Raw genomic sequence first — 19,167 nt, forward strand, 5'->3', positions numbered from 1 at the left:
TATAAATATAAGATTGGCTTTTCCTGATGTTTTAAGGAAACAATCACCTAACAGATTGAGTTATCTATGGAAAATAATATCCTTTCTTCAAATGTCACCAATGTTAACGTTGAAAGTGGTTCAGTTTTTGTCATTAAAGCTGGTCAGGGAGCGGTGCTGATTACAGGAAATTATCAATTGAAGTCTGATGAGGTTTTATTGGTGACTCCAGAGGCGAACGTAGCTGTCTCAGGACAAGGACAACAAGTACACATCCATAATACTCAATCTACAGTGTCTATTGTACCAAATGCAACTGGACCTGTGGCGACTACATTGGGGCCACAAGTTCAAATTAATGCTGAAAATGCACAAAATACGAATTTTACTGAATCGGATATTGCGAATATCCAACGCTCGGTAATGAACCTGCAAGATCCTAGTCAGGATATTATGAACTCTGTAAATTCGTATGAACAAGATTCTCAATCAAATCAAACTGATGATATTGCTGCCATTCAACAAAGTATTTTGGCAGGACAAGATCCAACTCAAGAAGCAGAAGCACCAGCAGCAGGTGAAGCCGCGGGAGACACCGCCAATAACTCTTTTGTATCGATTGACTACAATTACGACGCTGTTTTAACTCACGCTGGATACGATACTGAAGGTTTTGGACGTGAATACCGTGATGAAGAAGATGAACAAGGGGTTCTTATTGCTGACGGTGGTGAAAACCTTGCCGTTGAAGTCACAGAAGGTGATTTAGACAGTGGTGATAGTTACCCAACTGAAAGTATAGCTTCGGTTGTAGTTGAAAAAGGTACCTATGCTCTTGATCCAAATTCGTTTTATATCCCGGAAGAAAGCGTAGATTCTTTACTTGGTGAATTAAATGCTGAGATCACATCAGGTGGTGAACCTGTTGAATTTACTTACGATGCGGAAACCAATACTTTCACGGGTATGCAAGATGGTGAGCAAGTCGTTTCATTTGATGTGGATTTCGTTACTCTACCAAACGGTGACTTAACGGTTTCTATTACCACAATCGTTAATCAACCTATCGACCATATTTCAGGTGATACCACGGGTATGGTGAGTAATCAAGAGGATGATATTCATATTGAGTTCCCAGTATCGGGGATGGATATCAATGGCAATGAAATCAAAGAACCGATTAATATCGAAATTGATGTTAATGATGGTGCCAATGAACAATTTGGTACCGATTTCGGCACCACGATTAATGAAACCGATGACCGTGATTTAGTTGTAGATGGTCAAGTGCCACTGGATCTTGGTAGTGATGAAATTGCCACTATTGTCTTTGATCCAAATCAACCCTCATTAGAAGGGTTAACGAGCAATGGTGAACCAACAGAATATACCGTTGATGGTAATGTCGTAACCGTAACAGATATTAATGGCGAACCAGTTTTAACTGTTGAGGTTCAGACAGATGGCTCTTATACCGTTCAAGCCACTGGTCCGCTTGACCAGGATGCAGATGATATAATAAATCTAGATTTAGGTATTACTGCAACAGATGATGATGGTGATACTGCTAACGGTACGATTGTTATCAATATTGAAGATGGCGAGAATGCTGCTGATGTTAGTGACGCCGTCACAATAACTGAGGGCGATCTGGAGAACCCAGCAACAGGTAACGCATATCCTGTACATGGTACGAGTAGCGTTACCATTACTTCAGTAGATGACAATTTAAATCCTTCAACATTACGTTTAAGTGAAGAGGGCACAGCTCAGCTAGCTTCTGAAATGGGTGAAATCACGACCCATAATGGTCAGCCAGTTGAATTTACCATGACCACTGATGAAAACGGTGTGATAACCATTTCTGCAGTCGATGGCGATGGCAACCCAGTTTTAGACATCACCATGACCCCAACCATGTCTGAAAACGGCGATGTCACCGTGGTCACCGATGTGAATCAATACCAACCATTAGATGAAATTAATGGTAATGGCACGACAGACGGCCTTATCACCAATAACGGTGATGTGATCTCGATTGACCTACCGCTAGAAATTGATGACACCGATGGTGACACGTCGAACGTCGATATCACGGTGAATTTTAAAGATGGTCAAGATCCAAATTTTGGCGCCGATAGCGGTGCGACCATCACTGAAAGTGATGAAACGCAAACCGCCACAGGCTCAATCGACTTTGACCAAGGCAGTGATTACGTTGACCAAATTGTTTTCGATTCAAGCCAGCCATCTCTAAATGGCATTACCAGTCATGGTGAAGCGACTCACATTGATACCGCGGCACTGGCAAACGATCCAAGCACGTTAACCTTGTTGGATAGTGAGAATAATCCTGTTATGAGCGTGACCATCGATGCGGATGGTAATTACACGGTTACTCAATACCAACCTATCGATCAAGACGATAGCGACATCACCAATATTGCGTTGAATGTTTCTGGTACGGATGACGATGGTGATACCGCCAACGGCACCATCCACATCGTGATTAATGATGGCGACAACGCTGCTGATGTAAGCGATACGATCGATGTCATAGAAGGTGATGTTGATACAGGTGCCGTGGATGCGGATGGAAACCCTGTCCAGACATACCCTGTAGAAGGCCATGGCTCAATCACGATCGAATCGCCAAGTGATAACTTGGTTGCGGGCTCACTGCGCTTAAGCGAAGTGGGTAAAGCGGCCCTACAAAATGAGATGTCAGAAGTCACCATCAACGGTGGTGAGCCAGTCACCTTCAGTATGACTACCGATGAAAACGGTGTGATAACCATTTCTGCAGTCGATGGCGATGGCAACCCAGTTTTAGACATCACCATGACCCCAACCATGTCTGAAAACGGCGATGTCACCGTGGTCACCGATGTGAATCAATACCAACCATTAGATGAAATTAATGGTAATGGCACGACAGACGGCCTTATCACCAATAACGGTGATGTGATCTCGATTGACCTACCGCTAGAAATTGATGACACCGATGGTGACACGTCGAACGTCGATATCACGGTGAATTTTAAAGATGGTCAAGATCCAAATTTTGGCGCCGATAGCGGTGCGACCATCACTGAAAGTGATGAAACGCAAACCGCCACAGGCTCAATCGACTTTGACCAAGGCAGTGATTACGTTGACCAAATTGTTTTCGATTCAAGCCAGCCATCTCTAAATGGCATTACCAGTCATGGTGAAGCGACTCACATTGATACCGCGGCACTGGCAAACGATCCAAGCACGTTAACCTTGTTGGATAGTGAGAATAATCCTGTTATGAGCGTGACCATCGATGCGGATGGTAATTACACGGTTACTCAATACCAACCTATCGATCAAGACGATAGCGACATCACCAATATTGCGTTGAATGTTTCTGGTACGGATGACGATGGTGATACCGCCAACGGCACCATCCACATCGTGATTAATGATGGCGACAACGCTGCTGATGTAAGCGATGAAGTTACCATTGAAGAAGGTGATCTTGAAAACCCAGCTTCAGGTAATGAATACCCAGTGCATGGTGAGTCTTCTAAGTTAATTCCAACGCCAAGTGATGATCTTGACCCAAGTACTCTACAGCTTACTGATGAGGCAAAAGCCACGTTGTTTGGTGATGGTACAGATCAAAATCCGGGTGAATTATCCGATATTGCCTCAGGCGGCCAGCCCGTTGATTTTGTTTCTGTTGAAAATGTGGATGGCAGCTTTAGCATAGTGGGCAGGGTTGATGGTGTAGAGGCCATCACGATAAGTTTTGAAGTGGTACAAGGTGAAGATGGTGAATTTTACATCAAAACCACTGTCGACCAAGCTTTACTACTAGATGATATTAATAAAGATGGCGATACCTCTGGCTTAATCACCAACGATGGTGATGTGATTTCGATTGATCTTCCATTGGAAATCTCCGACACCGATGGCGATACCTCTAATATCGACATCACAGTTAACCTAGAAGATGGCCAAGATCCATCGTTTAGTGATAACAGTGGAGCAGTTGTTATCACTGAAACAGATTTTGATAATGTTGATCCAGAGACTGGAGAAGTAATTCAAACTCCAGGTGAATCCACCGGTAAAATCCCAAGCTTTGATATGGGCTCAGATGAAATAGCATCGATGACCTTTGATGACCCTCAAGGTGACAATTCAGGCTTAGACGATATTACTTACGATGGCGGTAAAGAAACCGACTATGAAGTTGATGGTAATACTATTACCGTCACCGGTGAAAATGATGAACCAATTCTAAGTATTACCGTTGATACGGATGGTAATTACACCGTCACTCAATATGAACCTATCGATCAAGATGCAGGAGATGTTGACCTTAATCTTAGCGTAACTGCCGTTGATGATGATGGTGATAGCGCCTCGGGCAGCTTTAACATTGTGATTGTCGATCCAGAAGGAGTCGATGTTACTGATGAGGTCAATATTACCGAAGGTGATCAGGAGAGCTGGACTGAAGGAAACGCTTATCCAGTATCAGGTAGTAGCTCAGTAGTTATTGATTCTACTAGTGATGACTTACGCCCTGAGACCTTACATATTGATCCAGACGTCTCTACAGCTTTGGAAGCCGAACTTGATGGCTTAACCAGTAATGGCCAGCCGATTGACTTTGAAATCACTACAAATTTAGATGGCACAATTACGATAACGGGTACTTCGGGTGGATCGGATGTCTTAACGATGACGATGACTCCAGCCGTTGATGCAGACGGTAATGCCACCATTACCACCGATGTTATACAAAATGGTCCAATTGATCACGAAGATGGAGATGGTGATAGTGAAGGCTATGTGACCAACAATGGTGACACCATCCATATTGATGTGCCATTAGTGATTAATGATGCTGACGGCACACCAAATAATGTTGATATCACGGTTAACATTGAAGATGGCCAAGATCCAAGTTTTGGTGATGATACTGGTGTAACACTAGAAGAAGGTGCTGATGGAACCGATTCAGCATCGGGAGACATTAATGTTGATACCGGCAGTGATGAAGTTGTTGATGTACGTTTTGGTAGTGATCAATCTCAGCTAGATGACATTACAAGTAACGGTCAAGAAACATCGGTGGTGATCAGTGAAGACGGTCACACGCTGAGCATTGTTGATAGCGAGAACAATCCAGTAATGGAAGTGACTATCGATCAAAATGGCCATTATGAAGTAAAGCAATTCCAACCGATCGATCAAATTAATGAAGATGATGACCTTACTGACATCAATCTAAATGTTGAAGTAGAAGATGCCGATGGCGATATTGGTAAAGGTCAAATTACTATCCACGATACTGATGGTAATAATGCAACTGGCGGCGGTAGCATTAGTGTTGATTTCACCGAAGGAGACTTAACACCGGATACCGGAGATGATGACGGTTACGGCCAAATTTTCTCAAGTGATAAAGTCCATGTTGAGCCTGGTGTCGACAACTTAGATCCATCAACCGTGCAAGTTGACCCTAAAGTTATGGACGACTTGATTGCAGAATTAAATAGTGAAATTAAAACCGGCGGCGGTGAGTCAGTTACCTTCAGTTTTGACCCAGAAACAGGTTTGCTCCAAGGGGTAGATGCTGATGGTAATCCTGTTTTAGATATCAACTTAATTGCTGCGCAAACTGAAGATGGTGGTGTAGACATTTCCGTTGATATGACCCAATACCAACCGATTGATCATATCGATGGCGATACAAGCGGTTATGTTCAATCTGAAGGTAATTCAATTGGTATTAATGTACCGATTCAGATTCAAGATACCGATGGTGATTACCTAGATGAATCAATTGACTTCAATGCGGTTATTCATGACGGTGAAGATCCTGAAATTATCAGCGCAGATGCGATTACCGTCGATGAAAGCCAAATTGATGCTGGCGGTGATAATCATCAAGGCTCAAACCCTAATGGTAATGGCCAAACTGCGACAGGTACTATTAATACGGATTCGGGAAGTGATGGCTTCACTCACTTTGTTATTGATGTGGATGCTTTCAATGACACTAATGACATCACTTCTGGTGGTGAAAACGTTACGTTAATTGATAATGGTGACGGTACCTATTTTGGTATGACCGAATCAGGTGATGAAGTGTTTGATATCACTTTTTCTGAAAATGGTAGCTACACCTTTACGGTAACCGGTGCGTTGGATGATCCTCTAGATGAGAATGATGGTGAATACATTAACGTCACTATTCCAATTAGCGGTGTCGATGATGATGGAGATCCAAGTAACACTGTCAATGCCGTCGTTACTATTAAAGATGATGTGCCGACAGCTACTGATATTAATCATTCAGTCGAAGAAGGTGCTGAGTTTACTTACCTTGGTGATGTATTGACCAATAAAGGTGAAGGCGCTGATGGTGCGAAAGTTACTGCGATTATCGTTGATGGGAAAGAGATACCTTTAGGTAATTTATCTGTAGAAACAGCCCCAAATGGCAATGAATATCATGTTTATGAGCTTATAGACTCTGATGATGGTAATCAGGATTTAGGTACTTTATACATTTCAGATTCAGGTGAGGTGTATTTTGAACCTAATGATAACCTTGATCACAATGGTGACGATTTAAGTGAGCTTGTGCAATTGGTTGTCACCGATGGTGATGGCGACACCGATACCGCAAATGTCAACATTGTTGTGACCGATGAAGGCCCGAGTTGGGAAATTAATGGTGGCAGTTATATTGGCCATGAGGAAGATGGGCGTACAGACACAACAGGTATTGACAATCTGGATGACGTGCCAGACGATACTCCAAATGGCATTCCTATTGAAATGCAATTGAACGTAGGTGATAGCGATGAAGGAGAGACTATCATCAATCCAGATAATCCAGAACTGAGTACAGTTGTCATCACAGCTCCAGAAGGAGGCGCCCATGGTGAGTTTATGTACGATGGTGAGCCACTTGAAATTGACGCTGATGGCAACTTCATCATACCAGCAGCCGCATTTAGCCTAGTCGATAATGGTGATGGAACTTATAGTTATGAACTATCTGGTGTAACGTTTGTACCCGACTCAGATTTCTCAACCGTTGATGGTAATTTAGAATTTGGTATTCAAGTAGAAGTTATCGATAGCGACTCAGATCAATCCGGTCAGATAATTAATGGTAACTTCAATATCACAGTTGAAGGTATTGCTGATATACCAACATGGAATATGGATAACACTGATCTATATTATGCAACAGGTGAAGACAGTGACAATGTAAAACTAAATATAGATGTTGATCTGAATGATAACGATGGTTCAGAAACCCTAGAATACCACCTTCAAATAACAGAAGGCGAAGGGGACATTTATGTTGCTGGAGAAAAAATAGAGCCGGATGAAAATGGTGTATATACCATTTCAGCTGATGATATCGATACAGTGGAAGTTGACCCTGCAGATAACTGGTCAGGTGAAATGCAAATCGATGTTTGGGGAACCAGTACCGAAAGTGGCGATACGGTTGATGGCAAAGATAAAGCCGATTCTGAACACCAAACGATTATCATTGATGTTACTCCAGATGCTGATGAAGTCAGATTAAGCACGAATCACAATATTAAAGTTGATGAAGATACGGCTATTCACTTGTCGGATGTGATTACAAAAGCGTATGCTTCTGTCGATGACGATGGTTCAGAAAGTTACTTTGTTCGTATTTCAGGTTTACCTGAAGGCGCAACAGTATGGGGCGCAGATGATGAAGGGAATCCTGTAGAACTAGAGCCAAATGTAGACGGTTTCTATGTAATTTCTTTCGACGATATTGATGATACTGTCATCATGCCACCGCCACAAAGTAATGACGATTTTACTTTTACCGTTGATGGAATGTCGGTTGATAACAGCGAACTGAATGATACGGATCTGGATAATGAAGACACTTGGGCTGGTCAAGATAGCAATGAAATCAATGTCGATATGCAAGGTGTTGTTGATGACCCATCCATTGTTGCAAATGGTGAATGGGAAGTTTCTAATGATGGTAAAACGATTTCAACCACAGTGGATGAAGATGGCGCAGCCACAATAGATTTCAGCTTTATTTCAGGTGAGTACACAAACTCCGATGGGCATGGAGCAGTCACAGAAGAGACAGATTCATCTGAAAAAATCACTTTCACAACATTACAAGAGCTGCCAGAAGGGGTGTATTTTAGCGATACGGATGGTAATCCGTTAGAACCAACACTAGTTTCAACCAATCCAAACTTATACCAATTTGATGTTGATTCATTGAATGGTGTTCAAATTCGTACTAACAGCAATAGTGCGGATGATATTGATATTCCGGTACGTATTGTGGTGACTGAAGATGACGGTGATTCGAAAGAATATGAATATAATATCCATATCAATGTTGATCCTGTCGTTGATGGCGTTGGTAAAGATGAGAGCGGCAAACTAGAGGATTACAACACTATATCAACAGGCTATGAAGATGAGTTCGTCAAACTTAATTGGGATCCTACTGCGCAGTTTGTCGATAATGACGGCAGCGAAAAAGTGGTAGGATTAACCATTAATGGATTTGAGAATTATCCTGATGGTTATGCATTAGTTATTGGTGATGAAGTACTGACCCCTGAAAATGGTTCCATTACCTTAACACCAGAACAATTAGCAGAAGCTCAAGAAAGCGGCTTGTATCTTAGCATGCCAGAAGATGTAGATAGCGATTTGCATTTAACCACTGATATAACTATTCGAGATTCAGATACTGAAAACCCAGGTGTTAACTATGATGAAACCACAATCCATGGAAATTTAGATGTGGAGGTCACCTCGGTCGTCGAAGAAGACGGTGATGGTGGCAAGCTGGTTATCAATGATGCTGACGGTAATGCGATTACAGATACTGATGGTGACGGGATTCAAGATGTATATGAAGATCAAGACCCTAATGATGAGGGGGCAAATGAAATTCATCTATCAGTTAACGATATAGTTAACGGTAGCTCAGGTGGTAACAGCTTAGATTGGGTCAATGATGATACTTCAAGCGATGAAGTAATCAATAAAGTGATCATTACCTTCCCAGATGATTTGCCCGATGGTTTCCAAGTTGAAGGTGCGGTAAATAACGGTAACGGTTCGTTTACGATTACAGAAGATCAACTCGATGATATTGTAATTACAGCACCTCGTGGCTTCGAGGGTGAGGCGACTATACACGTCAGTGTTACCATACAAGATCAGGGTGATGATGCTAACTCGGAAAGTGAGATAGTAATCAAAGAAACCGATATTACTCTTCACTTTACCAATAAAAATGCTGGTGGTGACGGTACTTATACTTCACCTGCTGCAGGTGATATTGATGATGCGACCCAAGATCAACAAGTTGATGCTTCTGAAGATCAAGAAGGTGGCGTCAATATAGGTGATTTAATTTCAAATGGCTTGGTGATTAGCACTGATGATACTGATGGTGATGGCGTTCCTGATCTGGATAACGATACCACTTCGATCATTATTAATGCAGCTGATTTGCCTGACGGTGCCACGATTGATGGTATGGAGTATAACGAGCAAACGGGTGAGTATATCATTAGTACAACCCCGAATTCTGATGGTTCAATAACATTACCACCAGATGTGATTCTAAACTTACCACCAGATTATGCAGGTGATATCGATATTCCCGTGAAAGTTGTTGAAACTGATAACGATAGTGGCCTGTCTAATGAAGGCTCAATGAATATCACGGTTAATGTTAACCCTGTTGCAGATGTTCCAAAAGTTACTATCACAGGTAATGGTGATGAAGATAGTCGGATTGAGTTAGATTTAAGTTCTGTTATTGGCGACCAAAATAACGGTGGTATAAATAATGGCGGCAATGAAGAAATCACAAATGTGACAATTAAATTGATTGATTCATCACAAGGTGAATTTGTCGATGCGAATGGTAATGTGATTCAACCTGATGACAATGGTGAAATTCATGTTAACTCGGATGACCCAATTTACTTCCAACCTGCTCCAGATTTCAGTGGTACTGTTGATGTTACTGTGACAACGGAAGTGACTGATACGGCAACGGTTGATGGTGAAGAAGTAAGTAATAGTGGTTCGTTTGAGCAGAATGTGAGCTTTGATGTCAACGCCGTAAATGATGATATTGAAATTAATGGTGAAGTCGCTACCAGTGATAATCCCGTACAAGTTACAGGTGATGAAGGAACATCGATTTCATTTGGTGATTTTAACGGTAATGTTACTGATATAGATGGCTCGGAAGAGATTGTTTCTGTCAGTATTACCGGCGTGCCAGATGGCTTCGTCATTGAAGGCGCTAATAATATGGGGGGTGGCGTTTGGTCTCTCCCTGATGTGATTAGTGATGATGACCAAAGTTTTGATTTATCAGGTTTGAGTATTCTGCCACCAAATGATTTTAGTGGTGATATTGATCTGACACTTAAAGTCTACACAACAGATGATAATGGTGACCCTGTTGAGAAAGACGTACCTGTTAATATTCAGGTTGATGCAAAAGCAGATGCAGTGAATGCAGATGTAGAAACAGAAGCATCAGGTAGTGAAAATGATCCTGATGGTATTGTTCTGAACTTTAATGCACATGATGTAGATGATACTGCCAGCACCAGTCCGGCTGATAACGTACATGAAGATGGACCAGAGCAAGTTCAGATTACAATTTCGAATGTACCTGAAGGTGCAAAATTTGATTTTCCTGAAGGAAGTGATGGCACCATTACTTATAATGATGATGGCACTGTTACTCTCGTTTCGAGCAATTCGGATCTGGATAGTATTATTTTCCATCCTGGTGATGCGAATTCAGATAATTGGGATGGTAATTTAGACGTTGCGATTCAAGGTAATGACCAAGGTGATACCTCTGGACCGGTTATTAATGAAACCATTCATGTAGATGTGGAAGCTCAGAATGATGCAGCGGTGAATACGGTTCCTGATTCCGTTCCAGCGTCTGCTAATGGTGTCACCACGATCACAGGTTTACAAATTAGTGATGTGGATGCATCGGAAGGTAAGGGTCACTTTACCGTTGAGTTACATGCTGAAAATGGCAGCTTATCTTTACCAGAAGGTACAGACAAATCAGGTCTTATTATTACTGAAAGTGGTGATGGTACTTACACTATCGAAGGTTCATTAGATGATATAAACGCCATATTTGATGGTGGCATTATCTATACACCAGATGATGGTTACAGTGGCGATGATACTATCACCATGACGACCACAGATAATGGTGATGCTGATGGTAAGAATCAAGAAACTACAGAAAACACGATCACTATTACTGATGTTGTAAGCGCTGAATCAGATGAATCTAATGAGCAGGCTTCTAACTATAACGCAACTTATATACCAACAGAGCCAGCTCAGAACTTACGTAGTTATTTAGCATCAGCAACATCACAAGTTAGTGCAATATCGACGATACCTTTAACAACGTTACTATTAAGTGCTGCTGTTGCTGCAAACGAAGGTGATTCGCTGCAATTAAACCAACTAGGTGGTGCTCAGATTGTTGATGTAGATAACCAGCCTTTGGGTACGATTTCTGAAGATGGTTCTGTGACATTAACACCAGACCAGGTTGCAGAGGCTTATGTATACCAACAAGCTGAATCAACCACGACTGAATTTACGGTAGTGACTAAATCTGTGGATAACCGTGTTGTGAGTGAGCATAATGTCTCTACCACAAGCTTTAATACTACAGGGTTAGACTCACAACGTGATGTTGCAGGTCAGCATAACTCATCGGCTTCGTCTAACAATGCTGAGAATATACAAGCCGCGGCAGTGGGTGAGGCTAAACATGCTGTAGAAGCTCCAAATGTGGCTGATTTATTAGCTGAAAACCCTGAAATGGATGAGCAATTACCCGAGAATGCTGAGCAGCTATCGGATGATTTAGCTAATCAAGATTTATCATTAACGGATAACCCATTTGAACAAGTCGATGGGACGGATGATCTAGCAAGCAACGAGGATATTGTAAATTCTTACGAGCAATCTCAGCAAGATGATGAGATCACTCTAACAAATGGCGATGCTCAAGGCGCTTTTGATCTTGATAGTGAGCAAGATGGCTTGTATTCAAATAAGGATACCAGTGACAATACACTATATGTGGATGGTGCAAATCAAGATGACGGATTCTTCGATGAAGATGACAGCTTTGATTGGGATCACCTAGCTGCTAACGGTTTAGATGGTGAGCTAAATGGCGATGCTTCTGGTATGGAAATAGCTGACGATGTGATGATGTATAGCAATGCAGATTTCGATTTGTCAGATTTGCTTGATCAAAACGATCAGAATGGCAATCTTGATATGGATAAATTACTAGGTGATGCTGCACCATCATCGGCAGCGGATATTGGTAAGCCGGAAGAAGCATCAGCGGATGATTTAGCATCTACTCAGCATCTTGATCAACCGGATGTGTCTGGAATGGGAATGGACTTATCAGGGCTTGATGACACAAGCTCAGCAGGTCATATTATTAATGACTTGTTTGATCCAAACTCAATGAAACCAATCGATGGTTAATGTTATTTTAAGTTTGCAGTAATATTAGAGGGCCTCGCCGAAACAATTGGTGAGGCTCTTTTTTATGCGTAGGAGTAATAAATGGCTTCATATAATTACCGTGATTTTAGCTTTTTAAATTAGCCATTGTACTTGGCTTTGTTGCGTAATTCGATGGAACTAAATATGTAAGTGACAATCAGATCACATACATCCTATTAAACTGTTGATATCCATGAAAAAACCTCGCTATAAGACCGAAAACTGGAAGCAATATAATCAATCACTTATTAAACGTGGCTCACTCACTTTCTGGGTTGATGAAGAAGGCGATCCAAGAATGGGAAGAAGCTAAGCAAGGAAAGTGTGGAGGGCCCCGTATTTTTAGTGATTTAGCGATAACAACAGCGTTTAGGTGAAACGACTATTTTCAATGCCCTTAAGGGCATTGCAGGGATTTATAGACTCTGTATTTCAACTTGCTCATTTGTCGTCATTATTCCTGTATTAGTCGCCGAGCTAAAGGAGTTGAAGTCTCATTTAAAACAAAAACTCGTGGTACGATTCAGCACTTAGCCATTGATTCTACTGGCCTCAAGGTTTATGGCGAAGGTGAATGGAAAGTAAGGAAACGTGGAACCGATGGGAAACGTCGGATCTGGCGTAAATTACACCTTGACGTTTTATCCATGAAATTATTGCGGCAGAATTAACGTTATCCAATATCAGTGACGGAGAAGTTCTACCAAATTTGCTAAAGCAAACACGTCGAACAATCTTAGAGATATCAGGCGATAGCGCTTATGATATTCGACAATGCTATGAAGCCACCCAGATCAAAAAAGCAATCCTACTTATTCCAGCAAGACGGAGGGCAAGCTTTTGGGAAAAGGGACATCCACGCAATCTATCCGTTGGTTTTCAGCAGTTTTATGGTTCAAATAAGCAGTGGAAAACACGGTTTGGGTACCATAAAGGTCAATTTCAGAAACGGCGATGCATCGCGTCAAAAAGCTACTGGGCGGAACACTAAGCTTAAGAAATTATAATGCTCAAGTTGGAAGCTTAGGCAATAATTAAAGCTTTAAATAAGCTAACAGGGCTAGGTATGCCTAAAACTTACCGAGTTGATTGAAATACCACCATTTAGGTGTTGTTACCTCTAAATTTGAATACGCAACAAAGCCATCCGTATCGGTAAGGGCCGTTCAATTAGCCCTTATTCCATTAATTGGTTTGCTCGGTGAGCATGTTCAAGCCTCTGAAAATACGCATATTGAAATACAAAATTTAGATTCAGGCAAAATTGTGAATTCGCATGGTGATCAGCTTGGCGAACAGCAAGGCGATGGAACATGGGTTATTTCGTCACAAGATTTGGGTAATGCGTATCTTGAAGATATGTCTGAAGGCGAACACTCATTGAATGTAGTTACAGTAACCGACACCAATGATTGTGATGATACTCCCGTTACCTCTTCGTCTGTGACTGTTGAGCTTGATATTCAACCAAGCAGTCAAACCACGTTAGAGGGACATGACTCATCGAAAATTTCGATGGTAGTTGATGGAGATAAAGATTCATTATTACTGGGTACCGATGGCAATGATATTCTTATTGGTGGGGCTGGGGATGATATTCTTGTTGGTGGCCTAGGCTCGGATATTTTAACTGGCGGTCAAGGCAGTGATGAGTTGTGGGGCGGTGAACGTAATGGGCTCAATGGTGTCTTGGGTGATGGAGTTGAAGATACTTTCACTTGGCATAAAGGAGATCTCACCGCAGTAGCCAGCACAGATGTGATTAAAGATTTTGAAATTGGTATTGATAAGATTGATATTCGAGATCTTTTCAATGATTCTGATGGTCATGCCGGCATTCAGATGGATGACATGCTCAGTCATCTACAAGCTTCAAACGTCGATGGTAAGATTAACCTAAAAATCACCTCTGAAGATGGCAGTTTAAGTCAAAACATCGTATTGGATAATATCAGTACAGCTGATTTAGGTTCTGGTTCTTCTTCTGCTGATTTGGTGAATAGCTTATTTGCACATGATGCTTTTAAAGTGGACCATACTTCTTAAGAATGGTGCCAATACATATTGGTGACCCAAATAGGTGCAAGCTGGGGTTAGTTAATTCCGTCTTGCACCTATTTATGATCAAAGCACTATCTGAATCAAAGTTTTTTAGCGGGCGCTATTCGTGATGAATTGGCGAAAAATTCTAATCCTGATTCTGAGCTATGGGGAATAGGAATACTGTTTTATTTTAAAGCTTTCTTGAGACTGCGTTTATTGATGAATAAAGAGATCAAAAATGGGACGAAACAAAGTGCAAGTACACCGCCCATTACACCCATTTCACCAGCTGCACCATCGGTCGGGGTGGTATACGAAACAGTATAAAGAAAACATAGCCATGAAAAACTGATCACTTTCGTGAAAATAGGGTATTCGGGTTTAAAAATAAACCAAACGAAAATGAGTGGTAAAAAGAAGATCCCAAATTTTAATTTTGTACTGACGAATTGTTGGTCCATCTCAAGTTCCTTGGCGGCAGAGGGATAAAATTGCAGACTAAAAAACCAGCCACATTATCACGATAGGCTGGTTTTAAATGTCTTATTTATAACTGGAATTAAACGTCAGCTTTTTTTACTCGAATTTTGCTTTTTGCCACTAACGCTTGATTTAAACTCTCAATTGCTTTTTTTGCTTCATCTTCATTTGGCATTTCGACAAAAGCGAAACCTTTTGATTGGCCTGTTTCTGTATCTAAAACAAGGTTACATGCACCAACAGAACCATGCTCAGAGAATAAGGTGCGGATTTCGTGTTCAGTCATGGTACGGGCAAGATTTCGAACTAAAATTTTCATAATAAACCGTTTGATATAAGGTGTTGACGTAGATTGTCTCAAAGGTTTAGCAATAGACCAAGACATTCTTACGATATATCTATTGATGACTAAATTATTTCTATTTCGAAGTAAGGCAGGTATATCATTATCTATAGTTCCGGTTAGTTGTACTTAATCGTTATTAACTCTGTTAAAGTGGCGAGCTTTTCATTTCTAAGCTTGAATAAAAGATGATTTTCGCTAAATTACAATCACACCTAACACTAGGAATTATTTTGACCAATAACGATATCTTACGCCGCATTCGCTACACTTTTGACTTTAAAGACGCCAACATGGTGGATATATTTAACGCTGCCGATCTGAGTGTCACCAGACAACAGGTTATTAATTGGCTGAAAAAAGAAGATGATAGTGAATTTGTAAAATGCAGCGATACGGAATTGGCCATCTTTTTAAATGGTTTGATTAACACTAAACGAGGTAAGCGTGAAGGTGAGCAACCCGCTCCCGAAAATCGTTTAACCAATAACATGGTCTTTATGAAGCTGCGTATTGCACTCAATATGAAAGCAGAAGATATTATTGAGACACTAGAAGTGGCTAACTTTCGTTTAAGTAAACATGAGCTCAGTTCGTTCTTCCGTAAGCCAGATAATAAACATTACCGTGAATGCAAAGATCAAATTTTGCGTAACTTCTTAATGGGCGTTCAGTTGCAATTACGTCCAACGGATACTCACGAATATCAAGACGGCGAATAAAATCCGGTAGAATTTACAGCAATAGTGATTTTGACTGCGTAAGCATTGTTGGTAGTGCAAGTGTTGTTTGTTGTGTAATTATTATTGCTAGCAGTGTAATTGAAACTACCGCTTACGAATGCATAAAATGAGAAAAGGTCACTTTAGAAGTGACCTTTTTTGTATTTGTAATACAAGACTGACTTTGCAGTGCTTATAATTTCGCTTCGATCATGGCTTCTAATTTACCTTGATCAACGGCGAATGCACGGATACCTTCCGCCAGTTTTTCCACTGCCATTGGATCTTGGTTATGTTCCCACAAGAATTCAGCGTGAGTCATTTTTTCAGGTTGTGGTTGAACGTCTTGATCTGCAATTAATTTTTGAATGACTTCACCTTGACTATCTTCTAACTCTTGTAAAAGCTGCGGACTAATGGTTAATCGATCACAACCCGCAAGTTCTAAGATTTCACCGATGTTACGGAAGCTCGCACCCATTACCACGGTATTGTAACCATGTTGCTTGTAATAGTTGTAGATGCTGGTCACTGATTTCACGCCAGGATCTTCCGAAGCATCAAAATCACGACCTTCTTTCGCTTTATGCCAATCCATGATCCGACCTACAAATGGTGAAATCAAGAAGACACCTGCTTCAGCACAAGCACGAGCCTGAGCAAAAGAGAATAGTAGGGTGAGGTTACAATTAATACCTTCGCTTTCTAAAATTTCAGCAGCGCGAATGCCTTCCCATGTTGAAGCTAGTTTGATCAAAATACGGTCATTTGAAATTCCAGCATCATTATACATTTTGATCAGCTGACGCGCTTTTTTTACGCTGCTTTCTGTATCGTATGAAAGCCGGGCATCGACTTCAGTTGAAATACGGCCTGGCACTACGTTTAGAATTTCTTTACCAATTGTCACGGCCAACATATCGCACGTGTCTTGCACTTGTTGAGCTTTGTCTTGGCTTTGGGTTTTTGCATAAGCAATAGATTGGTCGATTAAAGGTGCGTAGTCTTCTATTTGAGCTGCTTTTAAAATCAGAGAAGGATTTGTTGTGGCATCTTCTGGTTGATATTTAGCAATAGCCTCAATGTCGCCAGTATCGGCAACAACGGTGGTTAGCGAGCGAAGTTGTTTTAATTTGCTACTCATTTTCGGACCTTTAAAAGTGAATGAACCATAGTGAGAAAAAGATAAGTGGTGATATTCTTTGTTCTGGTCTTAATGCCTTATCTTTGCTGGCTTCATCATCGAAATAACTAGGAAAGAAGTCAAATATAACTTTCGAAAAGGGGCCTCTAGATCTCACTTTTTTTTTAGCAACCGCTTGCGTAATCGTTAGCATAAAAAAGCGTAAAACTGAAAATAAAAAACATAAAGGAATATTGAATTACTTTGAGGGTTTTATTTAGCGTAAATATTTTTTGCGAGGCATATTTCGGATTTATGCAAAGAGTAATGAATCTTCCTATCTCACATAAACAAATTGGACACTAACTCGTAATCTTCTGAGTCGTCACTTGATAAGTCAGTTTATTTGGTTATTTTCATTAAAGTGAGTCATGTTGCTCTTTATGGGAGAAGGTTATGAGTAATCAAAATAAGATAAAAGCATCCACGGTTGCTTTATTTCTATCGAGTCTAGTGTCCTATTCGTCATCCGCGAATGATGAGCCAAAATCTACAATCGATAAACCAATTGTTGCTGGATATTTTGCCGATTGGCAGTATGAAAATAAGCAGCATCCATATACCGTCAAAGATATTCCAGCAGATAAACTCACTCATATTATTTATGCTTTTTTATCTATGTGTGGACCTCATACTGGTGCAGGTGAAAAAGTCATAAAACAAGTCGAACAACAATGTAAGGGGAAAGATCCTTATACCGCGATTATTGTCGATCAGAAAGCGGCATTAGAAGTCGATTTTGGCAAAGTCGATGCCGATGTGAATTATAAAGGACATTTTGCGCAACTTGCCCAATTGAAAAAAGATCACCCTAGCATCACTATTTTGCCATCATTTGGTGGATGGACAATGTCGGAACCATTCCATGCAATGGCCAAAGATAAAAAATCAATGGATCATTTTGCCAAAACGGCGGTAGAGCTTATTGCGAAATATGACTTTTTTGGTGGCATTGATTTGGATTGGGAATATCCTGGTGGCGGTGGCCTAACTACTTCGCCTTGGGATGAAAAAGGCAAGTTAACCGATGAACAAAAAATACAAGAAAAAGAAGCATTTACTTATTTAGTTAAAACGATTCGTCATGATTTAGACCAATTACAAGATCGAACCAATCGAAAATATGAGCTGTCTTCTGCGGTTGGAGTTGGCCCTAAAGCGTCACAAATAGATTGGAAATCAGCGGCACCGTATATGAGTAACATGTTTGCCATGACATATGATTTCTTAGGTGGTTGGGGGCAGCAAACCGGACACTTAACCAATTTGCATGCGACAGATCGTAGTTGGTGGGGAATGGGCGCAGATGTTTTTCTTGAGCAAATGTTAAAACTCGGTATTCCTGCGGATAAATTGGTAATGGGGGCTGCTTTTTATGGACGAGGCTGGGAAGGCACGAAAGATTTTGATGGTAAATTACCTACGGGAGATTTAACGTCAGATAAAGGTGCAAGTTTTGGTACTGGTGAGCCGGGCTATTTTATGTATTGGGATCTCATGGAAAATTACGGTAAAAAACAAGGTTACCAATATGGTTATGATGCACAATCAGAGGCCCCATTTTTGTGGAACCCAGATAAAAAAGTATTCATTTCTTTTGATGATGAGCGTTCGATTAAAGCCAAAGCTCAATGGGTGAAGGAAAAAGGTTTAGCGGGGATTTTTGCTTGGGAACTCACGGGTGATACGGCAGACAATAAATTAGTCGAAGCGATGAGTGAAGGTATGAAATAAAGCGCTTAGATGAGATAAATGGATTAATAGAAAAGACGGCACAATATACCTGTTTT

At 40.9% G+C, this 19,167-nt stretch carries 7 protein-coding genes and 1 pseudogene; 5 read left to right on the forward strand and 3 right to left on the reverse strand.

Translation table 11 applies throughout. The features are described 5' to 3' along the window. The first annotated feature begins 66 nt into the window (after positions 1-66). The 3 genes and pseudogenes from FH976_RS11150 (at position 67) to FH976_RS16100 (ending at position 14,652) form a co-directional block, all read left to right on the forward strand. On the forward strand, positions 67-12,585 hold the full coding sequence (locus FH976_RS11150; RefSeq protein ID WP_194090935.1) for a retention module-containing protein: 12,519 nt from the start codon (positions 67-69) through the stop codon (positions 12,583-12,585). A gap of 214 nt (positions 12,586-12,799) precedes the next feature. Then, a pseudogene (locus FH976_RS11155) lies at positions 12,800-13,699 on the forward strand (IS5 family transposase). After that, positions 13,696-14,652, forward strand: a complete 957-nt coding sequence (locus FH976_RS16100; RefSeq protein ID WP_324187427.1) for a M10 family metallopeptidase C-terminal domain-containing protein — start codon at positions 13,696-13,698, stop codon at positions 14,650-14,652. The pseudogene FH976_RS11155 and the gene FH976_RS16100 overlap by 4 nt, the downstream one beginning before the upstream one ends. Before the next feature lie 182 nt (positions 14,653-14,834). Here the strand turns inward: FH976_RS16100 and FH976_RS11165 are convergent, their stop codons facing one another. Beyond that, positions 14,835-15,110, reverse strand: coding sequence for a hypothetical protein (locus FH976_RS11165; RefSeq protein WP_194090936.1), 276 nt, complete (start codon positions 15,108-15,110; stop codon positions 14,835-14,837). Positions 15,111-15,208: 98 nt separating this feature from the next. Continuing rightward, entirely contained in the window at positions 15,209-15,448 is a 240-nt protein-coding gene (locus FH976_RS11170) for an RNA recognition motif domain-containing protein (RefSeq protein WP_190332202.1), read from the reverse strand. Positions 15,449-15,705: 257 nt separating this feature from the next. Between FH976_RS11170 and FH976_RS11175 the strand changes: the two genes are divergently transcribed. After that, complete coding sequence (locus FH976_RS11175; RefSeq protein ID WP_194090937.1) at positions 15,706-16,194, forward strand: YehS family protein; 489 nt, start codon at positions 15,706-15,708, stop codon at positions 16,192-16,194. 193 nt (positions 16,195-16,387) lie between these two features. On the opposite strand, the gene tal is transcribed toward FH976_RS11175, so the two are convergent. Continuing rightward, positions 16,388-17,338 (reverse strand): transaldolase, encoded by a 951-nt coding sequence (gene tal / locus FH976_RS11180; RefSeq protein WP_194090938.1) that lies wholly within the window; start codon positions 17,336-17,338, stop codon positions 16,388-16,390. 435 nt (positions 17,339-17,773) lie between these two features. Between tal and FH976_RS11185 the strand changes: the two genes are divergently transcribed. Continuing rightward, the gene (locus FH976_RS11185) at positions 17,774-19,111 is read left to right on the forward strand and encodes a glycoside hydrolase family 18 protein (RefSeq protein WP_194090939.1); all 1,338 of its coding nucleotides are present in this window, start codon (positions 17,774-17,776) and stop codon (positions 19,109-19,111) included. Positions 19,112-19,167 lie beyond the last annotated feature (56 nt).

This window comes from Vibrio hibernica, from assembly GCF_015223435.1.
Taxonomy (GTDB): Bacteria; Pseudomonadota; Gammaproteobacteria; order Enterobacterales; family Vibrionaceae; genus Vibrio; species Vibrio hibernica.